The sequence below is a fragment of the Frischella perrara genome (assembly GCF_000807275.1).
Lineage (GTDB): Bacteria > Pseudomonadota > Gammaproteobacteria > Enterobacterales > Orbaceae > Frischella > Frischella perrara.
The window spans coordinates 1005817-1024249 of the sequence record NZ_CP009056.1; the positions used below are offsets into that span (position 1 = coordinate 1005817).

13 protein-coding genes are annotated in these 18433 nt (G+C 32.5%); 11 read left to right on the forward strand and 2 right to left on the reverse strand.

Annotated features, from left to right (window positions below; all coding sequences use genetic code 11):
- The first annotated feature begins 367 nt into the window (after positions 1-367).
- The 5 genes from FPB0191_RS04410 to FPB0191_RS12530 all read left to right on the forward strand — a co-directional run bounded on the left by FPB0191_RS04410 (position 368) and on the right by FPB0191_RS12530 (position 5914).
- The gene (locus FPB0191_RS04410) at positions 368-841 is read left to right on the forward strand and encodes a YbjN domain-containing protein (RefSeq protein WP_039104340.1); all 474 of its coding nucleotides are present in this window, start codon (positions 368-370) and stop codon (positions 839-841) included.
- Between the two features lie 304 nt (positions 842-1145).
- The gene (locus FPB0191_RS04415) at positions 1146-2279 is read left to right on the forward strand and encodes an extracellular solute-binding protein (protein WP_039104341.1); all 1134 of its coding nucleotides are present in this window, start codon (positions 1146-1148) and stop codon (positions 2277-2279) included.
- A gap of 89 nt (positions 2280-2368) precedes the next feature.
- Positions 2369-3505: a putrescine ABC transporter ATP-binding subunit PotG gene (gene potG, locus FPB0191_RS04420; RefSeq protein WP_039104342.1), complete on the forward strand. Its 1137-nt coding sequence runs from the start codon at positions 2369-2371 to the stop codon at positions 3503-3505.
- A gap of 322 nt (positions 3506-3827) precedes the next feature.
- Entirely contained in the window at positions 3828-4709 is an 882-nt protein-coding gene (potH, locus tag FPB0191_RS04425) for a putrescine ABC transporter permease PotH (RefSeq protein WP_039106621.1), read from the forward strand.
- A 437-nt stretch (positions 4710-5146) separates the two neighbouring features.
- The gene (locus FPB0191_RS12530) at positions 5147-5914 is read left to right on the forward strand and encodes an ABC transporter permease subunit (protein WP_110021800.1); all 768 of its coding nucleotides are present in this window, start codon (positions 5147-5149) and stop codon (positions 5912-5914) included.
- A gap of 310 nt (positions 5915-6224) precedes the next feature.
- Here the strand turns inward: FPB0191_RS12530 and FPB0191_RS04435 are convergent, their stop codons facing one another.
- Together FPB0191_RS04435 and FPB0191_RS04440 are read right to left on the reverse strand one after the other, a co-directional pair.
- Positions 6225-7583, reverse strand: a complete 1359-nt coding sequence (locus tag FPB0191_RS04435; protein WP_039104343.1) for an APC family permease — start codon at positions 7581-7583, stop codon at positions 6225-6227.
- A 139-nt stretch (positions 7584-7722) separates the two neighbouring features.
- Complete coding sequence (locus FPB0191_RS04440) at positions 7723-9444, reverse strand: amidohydrolase (RefSeq protein ID WP_039104344.1); 1722 nt, start codon at positions 9442-9444, stop codon at positions 7723-7725.
- 176 nt (positions 9445-9620) lie between these two features.
- Between FPB0191_RS04440 and matP the strand changes: the two genes are divergently transcribed.
- From matP to FPB0191_RS04470, 6 genes are all read left to right on the forward strand, one after another.
- Positions 9621-10091 carry a macrodomain Ter protein MatP gene (gene matP / locus FPB0191_RS04445; RefSeq protein ID WP_039104345.1) on the forward strand — a complete coding sequence of 157 codons (471 nt, stop codon included), beginning with the start codon at positions 9621-9623 and terminating at the stop codon, positions 10089-10091.
- Between the two features lie 42 nt (positions 10092-10133).
- Positions 10134-12758, forward strand: coding sequence for a type I DNA topoisomerase (topA, locus tag FPB0191_RS04450; RefSeq protein ID WP_039104346.1), 2625 nt, complete (start codon positions 10134-10136; stop codon positions 12756-12758).
- Between the two features lie 240 nt (positions 12759-12998).
- Entirely contained in the window at positions 12999-13970 is a 972-nt protein-coding gene (locus FPB0191_RS04455; RefSeq protein WP_039104347.1) for a LysR substrate-binding domain-containing protein, read from the forward strand.
- Between the two features lie 46 nt (positions 13971-14016).
- Entirely contained in the window at positions 14017-14961 is a 945-nt protein-coding gene (corA, locus tag FPB0191_RS04460) for a magnesium/cobalt transporter CorA (RefSeq protein WP_039104348.1), read from the forward strand.
- Between the two features lie 472 nt (positions 14962-15433).
- Positions 15434-16849, forward strand: a complete 1416-nt coding sequence (locus FPB0191_RS04465; protein WP_039104349.1) for a hypothetical protein — start codon at positions 15434-15436, stop codon at positions 16847-16849.
- A 19-nt stretch (positions 16850-16868) separates the two neighbouring features.
- Positions 16869-17882: an SPFH domain-containing protein gene (locus FPB0191_RS04470; protein ID WP_039104350.1), complete on the forward strand. Its 1014-nt coding sequence runs from the start codon at positions 16869-16871 to the stop codon at positions 17880-17882.
- The last annotated feature ends 551 nt before the right edge of the window (positions 17883-18433 follow it).

An 18433-nucleotide genomic window follows, 5' to 3' on the forward strand; every position in this document is an offset into this window, starting at 1 on the left:
AGTGAAACAGTTAATAGTGGTTAAATAAATAGATATTAACGATTATTTAGTGATTGTGATAACACCAAAACATAATAACTAATCATTTTTATTCCTAATGATTTGAACTTCATAACTTAACATTAAATAAACCATGTGTTTAAAATAATTAGATTTTTTATTTCAATATATTATTGCGTTATCGGTCAGCTTTGATTAGTATAACGAGCAATTTTTATGTCTTGATTCACAGTATTCTAGCTACGATTAACATCAAAAGTTTACAAGTGTGCATCTTAATTTTAAAGATAATCGTTTTTAACGATTGCATTTTATACGGTCAGTTAAATACTGATCATTATCAGGCATTTTGAAAGTGATATAAATTATGTTAATTATTCCCGATATTACAATTATTTCAACATGGCTTAAAAATTTGAATGCTATTTTCCATCTTTCTACCGAAAGAAACACGATAGAGCTTATATATTTGCAAAAAGTAAATGGTATTTCTAATGCTGATATCAGACTAATTGATGATATTATGACCATATCCATTTATTCGCCTGTTAAACAAATTGCTTTACCTGCATTGTTTACTGAAATAAGTCAGATAAATAGTGCAACATTTTTAGCTAAGGTTTACCTTGAACTTAGAGATAATGAAAATGCGAGAATTGTATTTTCTTACTCAATTTCATTATCTGAAGGAATCACCTTCAATCAGTTTAGTTTATGCCTTTCTCGTTTTGAAGAGGAAGCGTTACAAGTTATTACTGAACTGGATAGTTGCGATTTATTGCTCAATTCTTTGGAAACATCAGCTCATTTGACCTTTAATAATCTCAATACCTATCATTAATATTTATATCAAATTGTTGTTAATTAATTGTAAATTATAACTTTAATTTCCTTTAAATGTATAAAAAGTCATCAATTGTATCATAAATTTCCCATATTCTAAATTAATGGATGAAGTTATAGTGAAATTAGGGTATTTTATGTTTCCGTAATGAAGGTTGTAAATCTATTGTAAATATTAACAAAATATTATGATGAACCTAACTTACTCAGTTTTAACCTATATATAGGTTAAATAAGGTGTTTTTTGATAATATCATTAAACATGGTGTTTAGCATGTTATTACCCGAAGGGAGTGGTGCGCATGTTTTCTCAACATAAAAAATCACATAGCAAATCTTTTGTTAAAGTTCTTACACTGATAGCGAGTATTTCCGCAGTTTTATCACCAAGTGCAATTGCCAGTGAGCGAGTTGTTAATATATACAATTGGGCAGGTCAAATTGGCTCTACCACTATTGGGGATTTCCAAAACGCTACACATATTAAAATTAATTATGATGTATTTGATTCTAATGAAGTATTAGAAGGCAAACTCATGGCAGGTCATTCTGGATTTGATGTTGTTTCACCTTCAGACAGTTTTTTAGCTAGACAAATTCAATCAGATATTTATCTCCCTTTAGATAAAAAGAAATTAACTAATTGGAATAATTTAGATCCCAATCTAATGAAATTAATGCAAACGCATGATCCTGATAATAAATATGCCATTCCCTATGTTTGGATGACTACGGGGATTGGATATAATATTGATATGGTCGAAGCTCGCCTAGGTGAAAATGCACCTGTTAATAGTTGGGATTTAGTCTTTAATCCAAAAAACATGGAAAAATTACAGGATTGTGGTGTGGCGTTCTTAGATGCACCAACTGAGATTTTTGCTAGTGCCCTCCAATATTTAGGTAAAGATCCTAATAGTACCAATGCTAAGGACTATACTGGAGAAGCTTATGAATTATTATCCAAGGTTAGACCATACATTCGTTATTTCCATTCTTCACAATATATCAATGATTTAGCTAATGGCGATATTTGTGTAATTTTAGGTTGGTCTGGTGATATTTTACAATCACGAGATCGTGCAAACGAAGCCGGTAATGGTGTAAAAATTGGTTATGAAATTCCAAAAGAGGGAGCTTTAGTATTTTTTGATACTTTTGCTATTCCTAAAGATGCTGAACATGTTGATGAAGCACATCAGTTTTTGAATTTTATTCTAAAACCAGAAGTAGCTGCTCAAGTTACTAATGACGTTAACTTTGCGAGCGCAAATGGGGTTGCGAATAACCAATTTGTAAAACCTGAAATTAGAAATGATCCAGCTGTTTATCCACCAGAAGAGGTAATGAGTAAATTATTCACTTTAAAAGTTCAAGAGCCAAAAATTGAACGTATAATTACTCGCACATGGACGAAGATTAAAACTGGCAAATGATAGCTCATTTGCTTTGCAAATAGGCGGTGGATTCTTGGAATCTTACCGTCTACTTTTTTTTGGGGCTTGTTGTTATGAGGAAGATGTAGATGAATAATGCAACAACAATTCAAGTTCAAATTAAAAAGAAATTGGTTACACCACTTTTAGAAATAAAGAATCTAACCAAGGTTTTTAATGATGACTATTATGCTGTAGATGATGTAAATCTTACGATTTATGAAGGTGAAATTTTTGCTTTATTAGGTGCTTCGGGAAGTGGTAAATCTACTTTACTTCGCATGTTAGCGGGGTTTGAACAGCCGACATCAGGGCAAATTATTTTAGATGGTAAAGATTTATCAACTGTCCCACCATATAATAGACCAATTAATATGATGTTCCAATCGTATGCACTGTTTCCTCATATGACGGTTGAACAGAATATAGCATTTGGATTAAAGCAAGATAAATTGGATGAAACAGAGATCCATCAACGCGTTAAAGAAATGCTGTCTTTAGTACATATGGAACAATTTGCTAAACGAAAACCACATCAACTATCAGGTGGGCAACGTCAACGTGTTGCTTTAGCACGAAGTTTAGCAAAAAGACCTAAGTTACTCCTACTTGATGAACCAATGGGAGCATTAGATAAACAACTTCGCGATCGAATGCAATTAGAAGTTGTATCTATTCTGGAACAAGTTGGCGCAACTTGTGTAATGGTAACGCATGATCAAGAAGAAGCGATGACTATGGCTGGTCGTATAGCGATTATGAACAAAGGTCAATTTGTTCAAATCGGCGAACCAGAAGAGCTTTATGAACATCCTAATAGTCGTTATAGTGCTGAATTCATCGGTTCTGTAAATATTTTTGAGGGTATGTTGCAAGAAACGTTAGAAGATGGATTACTGATCAACTGTCCGATGTTAAAGCACCCAATTAAAGTAGATTACGATTCACCTGCTGTTGAAGGTGTGCCTATTATGGTTGCACTAAGACCTGAAAAAATTCATTTATGTACCGAAATTCCTGAAGAACGCTACAATTTTGCAGTTGGAGAAGTTGTCGATATAGCTTATTTGGGTGATTTATCAATTTACCATGTTAAATTACATAGTGGACAAATTATAATTGCCCAATTACAAAACGAGCATCGTTATCGTAAAGGTATGCCTACTTGGGGTGATGATATGTACCTCAGTTGGGAAGTAGATAGTTGTGTCGTATTGACTGAATAATCATTTTTTCATCAGGAGATTTTCAATGCGTGCAATTGGAATTAGTTTTCTTCTTAACATATTTGCCATATTAGTATGTTTCGGCATTATGGGTAATATAGAGCATAGAACTTTATTTTTAAAGTTTTCAATGACTTTGTTACTCGTTGGTCTCATGGTATCTTCATTAGGTTTTATTTTACTAAGGTATAAACCGTCAAGACTTGCTTATAGACTAATGATTTTAGGGAGTGTGATTTCATTTCCAACATTACCTGTAGGCGGTGTTTTAATCTATTTTTGTCATAAAAAATCGATTAATTTACATGACGATTCCGATCTAATGACCGCTTATGGTCGGCTTTTAGTTACCTGTATTCCTTATTTGTGGATGCTTTTGTTATTTTTACTGCCATTTTTAATCGTATTTAAAATTAGTTTTGCAGATATGATAAGGGCAATACCACCTTATACTGATTTAATTACTTACGATGATGGAATACTAAATATTATTCTTAATTTTGGTAATTATTTTAATTTAGTTGATGATACTATTTATATTGATGCCTATTTACAATCCTTGAAAATTGCTTGTATTTCAACGTTTTTATGCATTTTAATAGGCTACCCATTGGCGTGGGCTATTAGTCAATGTAAACCATCAACACGTAATATATTATTATTGCTAGTTATTTTACCATCCTGGACATCATTTTTAATACGGGTCTATGCTTGGATGGGAATCTTAAAAAATAATGGTTTATTAAATAATTTTCTCATTTGGTTAGGTTTAATCGATCAACCATTAACGATACTTAATACTAATATTGCTGTGTATATCGGTATCGTTTATTCCTATTTACCTTTTGTCGTATTACCAATTTACACATCACTAAGTAAAGTGGATTCTACTTTGATAGAGGCTGCATTAGACTTAGGCTGTAAACCTTTAAAAACATTTTTTCAAATTATCGTGCCACTAACTAAAAGTGGGATAATAGCAGGTGGAATGTTGGTATTTATTCCAGCCGTAGGTGAATATGTGATTCCGGAATTATTAGGTGGATCAGATACATTAATGATCGGTAAACAGCTTTGGTTGGAATTCTTCAATAATCGCGATTGGCCAGCAGCTTCTGCCGTTGCCTCGGTAATGTTATTGATCTTAATTGTTCCTATTTTTTATTTCAATAAATTCCAAAATCGCCAAGCAGGAGGTAAATAAAGATGCAGAATTTACCTGTTCTAATGCGTTCAAGCTCAATTATTTTTATGAGCACACTGGTCTTTTCGTTAATCCTGACGATTTTATTTTCATCAATTGGCTTAGATGTTCTGTGTAGCCCAATTAAAAATATCAATTATTATCTAGGAATATTACTTTTCACTTGTATTATTACTAGTTTAATTACGGTTGTTATCTTATTTGATAGTATTACTTTGACTGTTTTTGTTGGCACCTTAATCGGTTCATTTGTACTGACAGTCTTAATATCATCAACTGGTTTTGATATTTTATTTAGCCCTATAGAGAACAGATATTTTTATCTCGGTATATTAATTTTTAGCTTAATTGTTACTGGTATAATTTCGTTATGTCTCTTATTAAAATGCATCAAATTATTTATATTATTCTTAGTTTTTGCATTTTTATATTTACCAATGTTAATGTTAGTTATCTATTCCTTTAATAGCTCTCGTTTAGTAACTGTATGGGCAGGTTTCTCAACACACTGGTATAGTGAGTTAGTCACTAATGTCGCATTACATGAAGCAGTAGGATTAAGTTTATTAATTGCGTTTGCTTCAGCAACGGTTGCTGTTATTTTAGGAACTTTAGCTTCATACACGATTGTGCGATTTGGTAAATTTAAAGGAGTAAATCTTTTTTCTTTCATGACTACTGCACCATTAGTTATGCCCGATGTGATAACAGGGTTAGCTCTATTACTACTCTTTGTTGCAATGGGACATTTTCTTGGTTGGCCACAAGATCGCGGTGCAATTACTATCTGGTTAGCGCATGTAACTTTCTGTACAGCTTATGTTACAGTGGTGGTAAGTGCCCGCTTGCGAGAATTAGATAAATCAATTGAAGAAGCAGCGATGGATTTAGGTGCTAATCCATTGAAGGTATTTTTTATTATAACTTTACCTATGATCGCTCCTGCGTTAGTATCTGGATGGTTGTTAGCGTTTACCTTATCTTTAGATGACTTGGTCATATCTAGTTTTGTCGCCGGACCAGGAGCAACAACATTACCAATGTTGATTTTCTCTAAAGTTAGGTTGGGTGTTAGTCCAGATATCAATGCTTTAGCTTCTATAATTATATTAATTGTTTCTGTGATTGGTTTTATTTCTTGGCTATTAATGCGAAGAGCCGAAAAACGTCGATTACAAGAAATGCGTAATATTAAATATTCGTGAAATACAAAATCAACATAAAAGGGACATCAGTCCCTTTTTTTTATTTATCTTCTAAATTGTTTAATTTAGTTCGACACTCAACAAATATAATCGACTTGTCAGATTAAATAACTGCTTATTAAAAATAAAAAGGAAATCTAGCATGGCTATGATGGCCATGAAGAATATTGTTACTAACAATATAATCCGATTATGTTGGTTAAAGGGGTATTTTTAAATTAATGATTAACAGGAGAGAGTCATATAATCTACAGAATGGCTAAATAGTCGTTCTGTAGATTATGGAAATGACTAAGGGTATCTTACACAATTATGTAATTAACGCCTTCACTTCGTCATCGCTTAAAGATGGAATTGGTTTAGTTAACATTCGTGTTAAAATTAACAAGTATATGATACCTACTCCAAACCAAATAAGACCAATGGTAATTGCCATATGATCAAGACTAGTCCATAACCATAAAGATAACAATACACCAATAGCTGGTAATATTCCAAATTTAAGAATGGTTATTGCAGTTAATGATTTACGTTTATAGAGGTAGCTTTTAATAACGCATAAATTAACAAAAGTAAATGACATTAAAGCCCCAAAACTTATCATTGATACGACTAAATCTAATGTAATAATTAATGAAAATAAAGAAAAAGTAGCCACAAATAAAATAGCTAAATGTGGTGTATGAAAGCGCTTATGTAAACGATAAAAAATCTTTTTCGGTAACACGCCTTCTCGTCCCATTGCAAAAAATATACGTGAGACGCTAGTTTGTGCTGTCATTGCAGAGGCAAGAACACCAGTTAAATAAGCCGCAAGGAAGAAGTTAACCATAAACGTTGAACCTATTTTACTGATTTCACCTACTTTCCCAATAACAACTAAACTGGCAGTGTCAGGTTCATTTGCAAAATTTTGCCATACTGGATAAGCTAAATGAGCAGCATAAGATATAACTAAAAAGATTCCACCAGCAATAATAACCGTCCATAAAATCGCTTTAGGAAGGCTATTTTTGGCATTGGTTGATTCTTCAGCTAAAGTAGCTATAGCATCAAATCCTAAAAATGCTAGGCATAGTACTGCCGCACCAGAAAATAATCCACTGATATCATTAGTAGTAAATACTAAAGGTCTTAATAATGCTTCAGTATTAAGATCAACATTAGTAAAAGCTAGAACAACAAATAGTGTGATAAAAATAAATTGCACAAAAATTAGTAAGAAATTAACTGAATTAATCAATTTAATTCCCAAATAATTTAGTGTACTGACAGTAACTAGGGATCCTAATACAAAAACATAAGCCGGTATTTCGGGAAAACGTTGATGTAAGTAAATACCTATTACTAAGTAATTTAAGATTGGTAAAAATAAATAATCTAAAATTTGCGTCCATCCAATTAAAAATCCGATCCTATTACCAAATGTATGTACTACATAAGAATAGGCCGAACCCGCAATAGGAAATTTATTCGCCATACGGCAATAACTTAATGCGGTAAATAAGATCATCGCGAGAGTAATAATATAGGCTATAGGTAAATGACCATCAGAGGTAATAGTCACTTGCCCGTAAGTGGTAAATATTCCTAATGGAACCATATAAGCTAAACCAAATGCAATTAATGCAGGTGTGGTTAAAACTCGTTTCATTTTTATTGCGGACATTCACGTTTGCTCCTGTGTCCAGATTAACAATAAAAAACTACTAATATAGTTTTATGCCTTCAAGTTCGATGTAATTAAAATTAATTACTTCAATAATAACCTTATATTGATAAAATCATCATGTTACAGGTCACACTTATTAAATTTGTTGATAAACTAGCTTTCCTCCTATTATTGTGTTAATTACTTTAACATTTTCAATATCTTCAGGTTCAATTTCGAATGGATTACGATCAATAATAATCAAATCCGCAAATTTACCTGGTTCAATTGAACCGATATTTTGTTCTTGTCCTAACATGTATGCTGCATCAATAGTTGCTGCACGTAATACTTCAGTAATCGTAAGATTACGATCTGTAGCTAAACGTTGAGCATTTTTACCCGCCCCTTTACGAGTAACAGCTACCTTAAAATCAAACCATTCATTTAATGGATCGATTGGCCAATCACTTCCAAATGCAATTTTAGCTCCGGCATCAATAAATTTAGCACTAGGTTCAAGTTCGTTGAAACGTTGTTCGCCTAGCATGTGATGAAATTGTTCTATCATTTCGTTAGTTGGGGCAGCCCATTGGAAAGATAATGTTGCAATTGCCTTCAATTGAGCAAAGAGGGCATAATGATGCGGTGCAGCGAGTTCATTATGTGCTAAACTTGGTCGAATATGATCTAATTCGGGATGTTGTGCTCTTAAAGTTGCAATATGCTTAAGAACCGTTTCGATAGCACCTTCACCAACAGTATGCATATGAGGATAAAAGCCAGCCTTACTAACTTCGATGATCAATTTCTCTAAAATGGCATTATCGTAATAAAGATCACCTAATCGATCACTCTCAACAAAATTAACATTATTGGCTGTTCCTTGGTTAATTCGATAAGGTTGTAGTAACGAAGCCGTCATAATTGGCGCTTGTAATACACCATCAATAAAAAATTTAACTAAAGAAATTTTAAGATCTGGTTTTGGTGACCAATTTTGTTGAGTATACAGTTGAGCAAAGTTCTTAGCTTGATCAATCGCTTTTGGTATATCATTTAAAGTGGGTGCATCATCAGGCGTAATTTCAATGGCACCTAATAGCCTAATGGTTAAATTATCCTCATTAGCTAAGGTTTTAAATGCTTTAAATTGTAAATGTGCAGAACGGGCATCCATGGCGGTTGTAACACCTTGTTGATTTAGTTCTCGTTGCACGCGTTTGGCTACTTCAATAGCTTGCATATCATTCAACGCAGGAATGCTATCAAACGCCCGCATTGCTGGTGCATCTTCTAAAATACCATTAAGTTCCCCATTAGCGAAACGTCCAATTTTACCGTCTTTTGGTTCAGGGGTATTGCTGTTTAAGCCGAATTTTTCTAGCGCACGGCTATTTGCTACCAAGGTATGGCAATCGTTAGAAAATAGAATAACGGGTCTAACAGTGTTAAGTTGATCTAAATCACTACGAGTTATATCTGTACCAAGTGGTAACACCTCTTGACGTAACCAGCCACGAACTTGTAGCCAATCATCATTTCCTTTATTGGGATCATTATCTAAATAGTGCTGAATTTTTTTGAGAGTTTGTTCAACGGTTAAGCTAGCATAATCAAGATGACATCCTGAGAGTTGTAAACCGCCCCAAAAAGGGTGTAAATGGGCATCAATGATACCGGGCAGCATCGTTTTGCCTTGCAGATCGATAACTTGCGTTTGTTCATTAATTAAGTTTTGAATTTGTGCGGTTGAGCCAATTGCTATAATATAGCCCTCAGTTATCGCTACTGCTTCACATACAGTATTACAATTATCTGCTGTATAAATGTAACCATTTACATAAGCAATTTCAGCATAAGAATGATTTTTTACCATTATAACGATGCCTTAACAATTTAGTGTATAAAAACGGACAAGGAAAGATAGCAGATTTAATGGCGGTGACAAGTAAAATTTCACTTTATTAACAATAATAATGATAAAAAAGTTGAGTTTACGATCAAACAATGTTAAATATATTTATTAAGTTACAGCGTCACTAAGAAAAACTTATGAAATATCAACAGCTCGAAAATTTAGAGTGTGGCTGGAAATGGAATTATTTAATAAAAAAATATCGTGAAGGCGAATCAATTACAAGGCATATAGAAAAGAGTGCGGAACAAGAAGCTATTCAAGAATTATTGAATTTAGAACATAATCCGACTAAAGTATTGGACTGGATTACCAATCATCTTAATCATGATTTGGATAATCGGATGAAGCAAACCATTAGGGCAAGAAGAAAACGCCATTTTAATTCGGAACATCAAAATACTCGTAAAAAATCTATTGATCTTGAATTTCTAGTGTGGCAACGGTTAGCCAATTTAGCTAAGCGTAGAGGTTTGACTTTGTCTGAAGTTATCATTCAGCTTATTGATGATGCTGAACAAAAAGATCAATATGTAAATAAAGTATCAACAATTAAAGATGACTTAATCTCTTTGCTGACTAATAATGACGACCAAAAGCAAAGTTAACGAATAACTGACTGACAAAATTTAAAACGTAGGTAATAAATTATGGGAAAATCCCTCGTTATTGTGGAATCACCAGCAAAAGCAAAAACAATTAATAAATATTTGGGTAAAGATTATATTGTTAAATCAAGTATAGGCCATATACGTGATTTACCCGTTAGTGGTAATAAGACCACCGAAACAAGCGATGAAAATAAGACAGAATTAAAAAAAGAAGGTAATAAAAAAGTAAAACGCTCATCTCAACAGATATTAGTCGATAGAATGGGCGTTGATCCGTACCATGATTGGAAAGCAAATTATCAGATTTTGCCGGGGAAAAGCAAAGTCGTTGCCGAATTAAAGAAGTTAGCAAAAGATGCCGATACAGTTTACCTTGCGACCGACTTGGATAGAGAAGGGGAAGCCATTGCTTGGCATTTAAAAGAAGTAATTGGTGGTGATGACGATAAATATCGACGAGTTGTATTTAATGAAATTACCAAAACAGCTATTCAAAATGCTTTTAAACAACCTGGATTTTTAGATATTAATCGAGTTAATGCTCAACAAGCTCGCCGTTTTATGGATCGGGTAGTTGGATTTATGCTATCGCCATTGTTATGGAAAAAAGTGGCACGTGGCTTATCAGCAGGACGAGTTCAGTCAGTTGCAGTCAGATTATTAGTAGAACGTGAACGTGAAATTCATGCTTTTATTCCACAAGAATATTGGGATCTTTTTGCTGATGTAAAAACTCAATCTAATCATACTCTCACTATGCAAGTAACTCATTTTGCTGGTGAAACATTTGAACCGAAAGATCGTATAGCAATTGATATGGCTTTAAAAGAGTTAAATGAAAGCCAATATCAAATACAAAATATTGAAGAAAAACCAACAAAAAGTAATCCGACTGCACCGTTTATTACTTCGACATTACAACAAGCTGCAAGCACCCGACTTGGATTTGGCGTTAAAAAGACCATGACATTAGCACAACGTCTTTATGAAGCAGGTTATATTACCTATATGCGTACTGACTCAACCAATTTAAGTCAAGACGCAATAAGTATGGTAAGAGGGTATATTGAGAAGGAATTTGGTGAAAAATATTTACCGACAAAAGCAAATATTTATACCAGCAAGCAAAACTCACAAGAAGCACATGAGGCAATTCGACCATCAGATGTCAAACTTATTGCTGAAAAGTTAAATGAAATAGAGTCAGATGCACGCAAATTATATCATCTCATTTGGTGCCAATTTGTTGCATGCCAAATGACGGCAGCAGAATACAATTTAACTACAATTACCGCCCAAGCGGGTAATTTCACATTAAAAGCAAAAGGTCGTGTTTTACGCTTTGATGGTTGGACGCGGGTTCAGCCACAATTGCTAAAAAATAATGATGATAAAATACTGCCAACAGTTAAAGAAAAAGAACTTCTTGATTTGTTGGCATTAAATCCAGTACAACATTTCACTAAACCACCGGCTCGTTACAATGAAGCCTCTTTGGTGCGTGAGCTAGAAAAACGAGGTATTGGTCGACCATCCACCTATGCAACAATTATTTCTACGATTCAAGATCGAGGTTATGTGCGTTTAGAAAATAGACGTTTCTATGCTGAAAAAATTGGTGAAATCGTCACGGATCGTTTAGGTGAGAATTTTAATGATCTTATGAGTTATGATTTTACGGCTCGTATGGAAGATACGCTTGATGATGTTGCACATAAAAAAATTGATTGGAAAAATGTTTTAGATTCATTTTTCTCTAATTTTTCTAAGCATCTGGAACAAGCGGAACAAGCGCCAGACAAGGGTGGCATGCAATTAAATCCTCTTGTTCCAACACCGGAAATTAAATGTCCAGCATGTGGAAGAGAAATGGGAATTAAAACAGCCAGTACTGGTGTCTTTTTAGCTTGTTCTGGTTACAGTTTGCCGCCTAAAGAGCGTTGTAAGCAAACCATTAATTTAATTCCTGAACATGAGATAATTAATCTGCTTGAAGATGGAAGCGATACTAGCAGTGCCGAAACCGATGCCTTAAGAGCACGTAAGCGTTGTCCTAAATGTCATACTGCAATGGATAGTTATATACTAGATGGTAATCATAAATTACATATTTGTGGTAATAACCCAATTTGCGATGGCTTTATCGTTGAAGAAGGTAATTTCAAAATTAAAACCTATGAAGGCCCGATCATTGAATGCGAAAAATGTGGAAGTGAGATGCATTTAAAAACAGGCCGATTTGGTATTTACATGGGTTGTACAAATCCAGAATGTAAAAATACCCGTAAAATTCTAAAAAATGGTGATGTAGCGCCGCCAAAAGAAGATCCTGTTGATTTACCAGAATTAAAATGTAGCAAATCAGATGCACATTTTGTATTACGTGATGGTGCATCAGGTATTTTCTTAGCAGCCCATAATTTTCCTAAATCTCGTGAAACACGAGCCCCATTAGTTGCCGAATTACAGCAATTCAAGGATCGTTTACCAGAAAAATTCTTGTATTTAACACAGGCACCAGCCATTGACCCCGATGGTAATAATGCGATTGTACGGTTTAGTAGAAAAAACAAACAGCAATATGTGACTTCGGAAGTTAATGGTAAATCAACGGGTTGGGTAATGAATTTCATTGATGGTAAATGGGTCAAAACCAGTAAATAAAGCAATTTATTGATAATTATAGTTGTTATAATCTGTAATAATGAAGGTATTAAATACCTCAACAAAAAATAAATGAAAGATGTTCTATATATTTTTGAAATTCATTATAGAATAGCAAACTAAAAGCCGGTGATAGCCGGCTTTAATGCCGGATGAATTGTTTAATAGTGAGATAAATACTAGCAACTCATTTACCCCTGAATATCATCCTAAAATAATCATAATAGAGGTGCAGTATTTATGAAGCTACAACAGCTCAGATATATTGTCGAAGTTGCCAATCATGAGCTTAATGTCTCATTAACGGCAGAAAAACTATACACTTCACAACCCGGAATTAGTAAACAAATTAAACAATTAGAAGATGAATTAGGCATTCAAATTTTCTATCGATCCGGCAAGCACCTTTCAGGTATAACGGAAATTGGTAAAACGATCATTGACACTTCACGTGAAATCCTTAACAAAGTTCAAGATATTAAAATGATCGTTCAAGAACATACTAAACCTAATTTAGGTATGCTCTCATTATCTACGACTTATACGCAAGCACGTTATGCTTTGCCCCTGAAAATCCAGAAATTCATGCAAAATTATCCTGATATTGCACTGAAAATGGAACAAGCAGAATCAAGCCAGTGTTTAAGTAATTTAAAAAATCGTGTTACTGATTTTGCTATTATTAGTGATATTACGGATTTAACAGAAGAACTCATTGCATTACCTTGCTATCATTGGAATCAATCTATTATAGTTCCTGCCCAGCATCCATTGACAAATAAAGCAATAATATCTATTGAGGATTTAGCTCATTATCCTTTAATTAGTTATGACTTATCTAAAGAAGGCTCTGATATATATCAGACTTTTCATAAAAATAATACAGTACCCAATATTGTATTTAATACCGCAGATGCTGATTTAATTAAAACCTATGTTAGGCTGGGAACAGGGGTTGGAATCATTGCTAAAATGGCAATGGATAATCATCAGGATCAAGATTTGGTTGTACTCAATGCAGGTCACATTTTCCCATATAGTACAACTTATATCGTGTTTTTACGCGCGCTCTATTTAAGAAGCTATATGTATGATTTTATTAGTGAATTTTCACCACATTTAAATCGTTCACTTATTCATCAAGCACTTTCTTACGAAAATAATCAACAAGTTTTAACTATGTTTAATGGAATGAAATTAAACATTAAGTAGGTTATAATATATAAGTTTGTAATATTCACTAGTTTAAGGGGCAATCATGCTTAATGCATACAAACTCAAAAATAAACATTTAGCCAAAATTCATAATGAATTGGATATAAAAGGCTCAGCTTGGGTTGATCTGATTGAACCAGAAGAAAGTGATCGAGAAATAGTATTATCGCAGTTAGGGCAAAATTTAGCCACAAGTATTGAATTAGATGATATCGAAGCATCTGCACGTTTCTTTGAAGACAAAGAAGGATTACATATTCACTCCTTCTTTTTTTATAATGATTCTGAGGATAGAGCAGGTAATGAAACCGTCGCTTTTACAATAAATAAAGGCCGTTTATTTACTTTACGTGAACGTGACTTGCCCGCATTTCGTTTATATCGTATGCGCTCACGTTATCAAGAAATGAATGATGGAAATGCTTATGAAATCTTGTTGGATTTATTTGAAGTTAAAGTCGAACAACTTGCCGATCAGATTGAAAATATTTACAGTCAACTTGAAGAATTAAGTCTAATTATTATGAATCGTAGTGCGCAAGAACATTATGATGAGGCCATCACGACTCTTGCAGAATTAGAAGATACAGCATGGAAAGTTCGTTTATGTCTTATGGATAGTCAGCGAGCATTAAATTACCTCGTACGAAGAGCGAAAATGGCTAATGATCAATTGGAACAGGCTCGAGAAGTAGTACGAGATATTGAATCATTAATTCCACATAATGAATCGTTATTTCAAAAAGTGAATTTCTTAATGCAGGCGGCAACCAGTTTCATTAATATTGAACAAAGTCGAATCATCAAAATCTTTTCAGTGGTATCGGTAGTGTTCTTGCCTCCTACAGTGGTAGCATCTGCTTATGGTATGAACTTTGATTTTATGCCAGAAACTCATTGGGAGTGGGGATATCCAATGGCTTTAATATTAATGTTAGTAGCCGGTATCGCACCATACGTTTACTTTAAATTAAAGAAATGGTTATAGAAACTGTATTTACATTCATTCAAAGACCGAATTAATTGATGATTCGGTCTTTTTTATGTTTATTTCTAATAGATTTCTATAGTGGCAGCAAACTAAATTAACCTAAATCAATAAGACATTTTGTTGATTTAATCGTAACTTAGGAAGTTTGTCATAATATTCTAGCGGACACTAACAAATTTTTAATACTTGAATGTCTAAACTAAGATGGTATAAATCAAAATAAATCACTTTGTCATTTTATAAAAAATAAAATAATAGCTTTTCTAAATGGAAAGTATAACCTAACGATTAAGTTCCCTTTTCTGATAATCATTTTAATAAATTTGTAAGCATAAAGATTAAATATATCTCCTATAATATTCTTAATTAAACGACATAGGGTAATAATGAAATAGAATAGGAGTGACAATTTATGACTTAATCGTTAAAATTGCAAATTGTATATTATAAAAATAATGAGTAAATAAGAATGGCTAAGCAGATCAAAGTAATAAGCTGTCCCAATTGTGGCAGTGTACAAAAAACGGAAATAAAACCAGAGCATTATCGATGTGACAACTGTAATACAGAATATTTTTTAGATAATGATGATATAAACGTTAATGTCAACTATGAAAGTAATTCAGGAGAATTTGCTAATTTCCTAAATGCAAATGGAAAATTAATTTTAATGATTGTAGGAGTGATAGCAGGGATTAGTCTAGTTGGTGTTATTACTTCAAATTTATTTAAATCTGACTCTAGAACAAAAAATTACTATAATAGTCAAACAACTTCCATTAGTACTCCAGTAAAATCAACCGTAACAGAGCCTAAAAAGAAAACATTTACGGTAAATTACCATTATCATTCATTAGTTTCTAAGGGAGATAAGGCATATATTATCAGTATAGTTCAACGTGATTATGATGATTATAAAGAGAAAAACAAATATTATTTTATTATTCATGATCTTCTAACTAATAAAATTATAAAAGAAGAAGAAATCAAAGAGCTAGAAGCTGATAAATATAAAGCAAAAAATGATTGGGATTTCCACGATTTTAGTCAAACCAAAACCTATCTTGTGGTTAATAAAAAATATGTCTTTTTAATAGACAAAAGTAATTTTAATTTAACTAATGTAACTTCATCATTATTGAATAGTTTTCCTCAATACAATACAGGTCTTGCATCAATAAAAATTGATGAAACGCAAGGATCAGGAGAAAAGGTTTTCCGCATATTAACCGATGATGGTCAAAAAATTTATTATTACCCAATTTATGATAAGGCACTTCCTGACAATAATGATTTTTATATGACTAAAAAAGACTTTATAAAACAAAATAAAGATACAAGTGAGCATATTGCTTTTGCATTTAGTAATGATCCTTATGGACAATACAATCCTAAGTTAATTAAATTTAAATTTACTAATAGTATGGGTAAAAATTATTATACCATTACCACATCTACAGTTGGCGAACATCCATTAGATGGTTCACCTGCTTTTACCGATGATGCCAATGCCTATTGGTTTGATACTCCTCGTAGGAATGAATCTAATGAAATTATTTCCCATCAAAATTTAACGCCAAATCGTTTATATTTTAATCCGGGAATTATTTATGCAGATGATCCTGTAATAAGTAAAGATCCTGCATTAATTATTAAAACTAAAAAAAGTGCAAGTCCAGATGCAAACTATAATTATCAGCGAATAGATATTAATTCGGGCAAGGTAATTTGGACAATATCTGAAGACAAATTCAAAATTAAAAATATTTATCGTTTTAATAATAATTTTATTTTTGAGCAATCTTCTGATAAATATGGAATCATTACTCCAGATGGAACAATTAAACAAGAAATAACATTAAGTAAAGAAAGTAAAGAAAAATAACGAATATAAGGAATATTATATGGTCTTCGGTAGCTTTTTTAAAAGACAGTTAAGAACAATTATTGAGTGGAAAAATCAAGATCCTGATATATTGTTTTATGAATTTCCTTCACCAACTGATGAGATTAAAAATGCGAGTAAATTAATTGTCAATCCAGGACAAGGGTGTATTTTGGTTTATAAAGGTGAAGTTATTGATGTCCTAACTAATTCGGGAACCTATGAACTTAACACTTCAAATCATCCATTTGTGACTAATTTTATTAAAATACTACAAAGTTTTGAAAGTGAACATAAAATGCATGTTTACTTTTTCCGTATGGCAAATTTAGTCAATCAAAAATGGGGAACATCAACACCAATTAAATATATTGATAGTGCGTATCAATTTCCAATCGAACTAGGTGCTTATGGGACATATGCTATCAAAATAGAAGATGCGAGATTCTTTTTTAAAGAGATTGTTGGATCTCGTTCAATGTATACGGCGAAAGATCTTTGTAATTTGATGATATCACGTGTAATTCCAGTCATTACGTCACAACTGGCAGGTGACGGCTATTCGTATAAAACTATCGATTCGCAATTAATTAATTTATCTCAACAAATTAAAAATACTCTTCAAGCAACATTTTCAAAATTAGGATTAGTCTTAGATGATTTCCAGATTGAAGCCACTTTATTTAGCCAAGACACATTAGAACGTATAAATAAAATAGCTGATTCACGTACTGATGCTATAGCAGCGCAGGAAGTAGGCTTAGATTATGTTCAACATGAAAAAATCAAAGCCTTACGTGATGCTGCTCAGAATGAGGGCGGGCTTGCAAGTGCTGGGCTACAATTAGGTGCAGGTTTTGAATTAGCTAAATCCTTTGATTTAAATCCGAAAAGTAATGAAAGTGAATCGGCTAAAACAAATAATAATGATGTTGTTAATCAACTCAAACAGTTGAAAGCTCTTTTAGATGATGGAATCTTAACGCAAGATGAATTCAATATGAAAAAGGCACAACTACTTGATAAATTGTAAATATAATTTCACTTATAAATTAATACTGTAATAAAATTAGCACTTGCATAAAAGTGCTAATTATTTTTGCTAACGTTACCGTTGAAGCTTTATTTATTTATTTCTTTATTGAATCAGACTGTCCTAATGCTATAAATTTTTTATAAATATCTTCAAAATTACTTAACTCTATAATTTTATATTTTCCTTCGTTATGTTTGTATAACAATGCCCACCAATGAAGATTAGAATTACTATTTTGTATTTTATAAAGAGATCAATTCTCTTGAAAATATTGATGACGTTAAAACACGATGAATCGAATTGATTTTAAACTTCGTGAAGCTGATTTATTACCGATAAAAAGTGAAATTTAAACCTAATTTCATATTTTATTTAGCCGAATTGGTATCATTTTTCATATCGGGAAATAATTAAACCAAAAGAAATCAATTCATTTTGTATTTTAAATATCATCTAAGTAAAAAAGTATTATTGAAGAAGTAAACAAAACTCACCAAAATTCTTTATGATTAATAATAGCTTTAACAGATAATATTGAAACTATACGT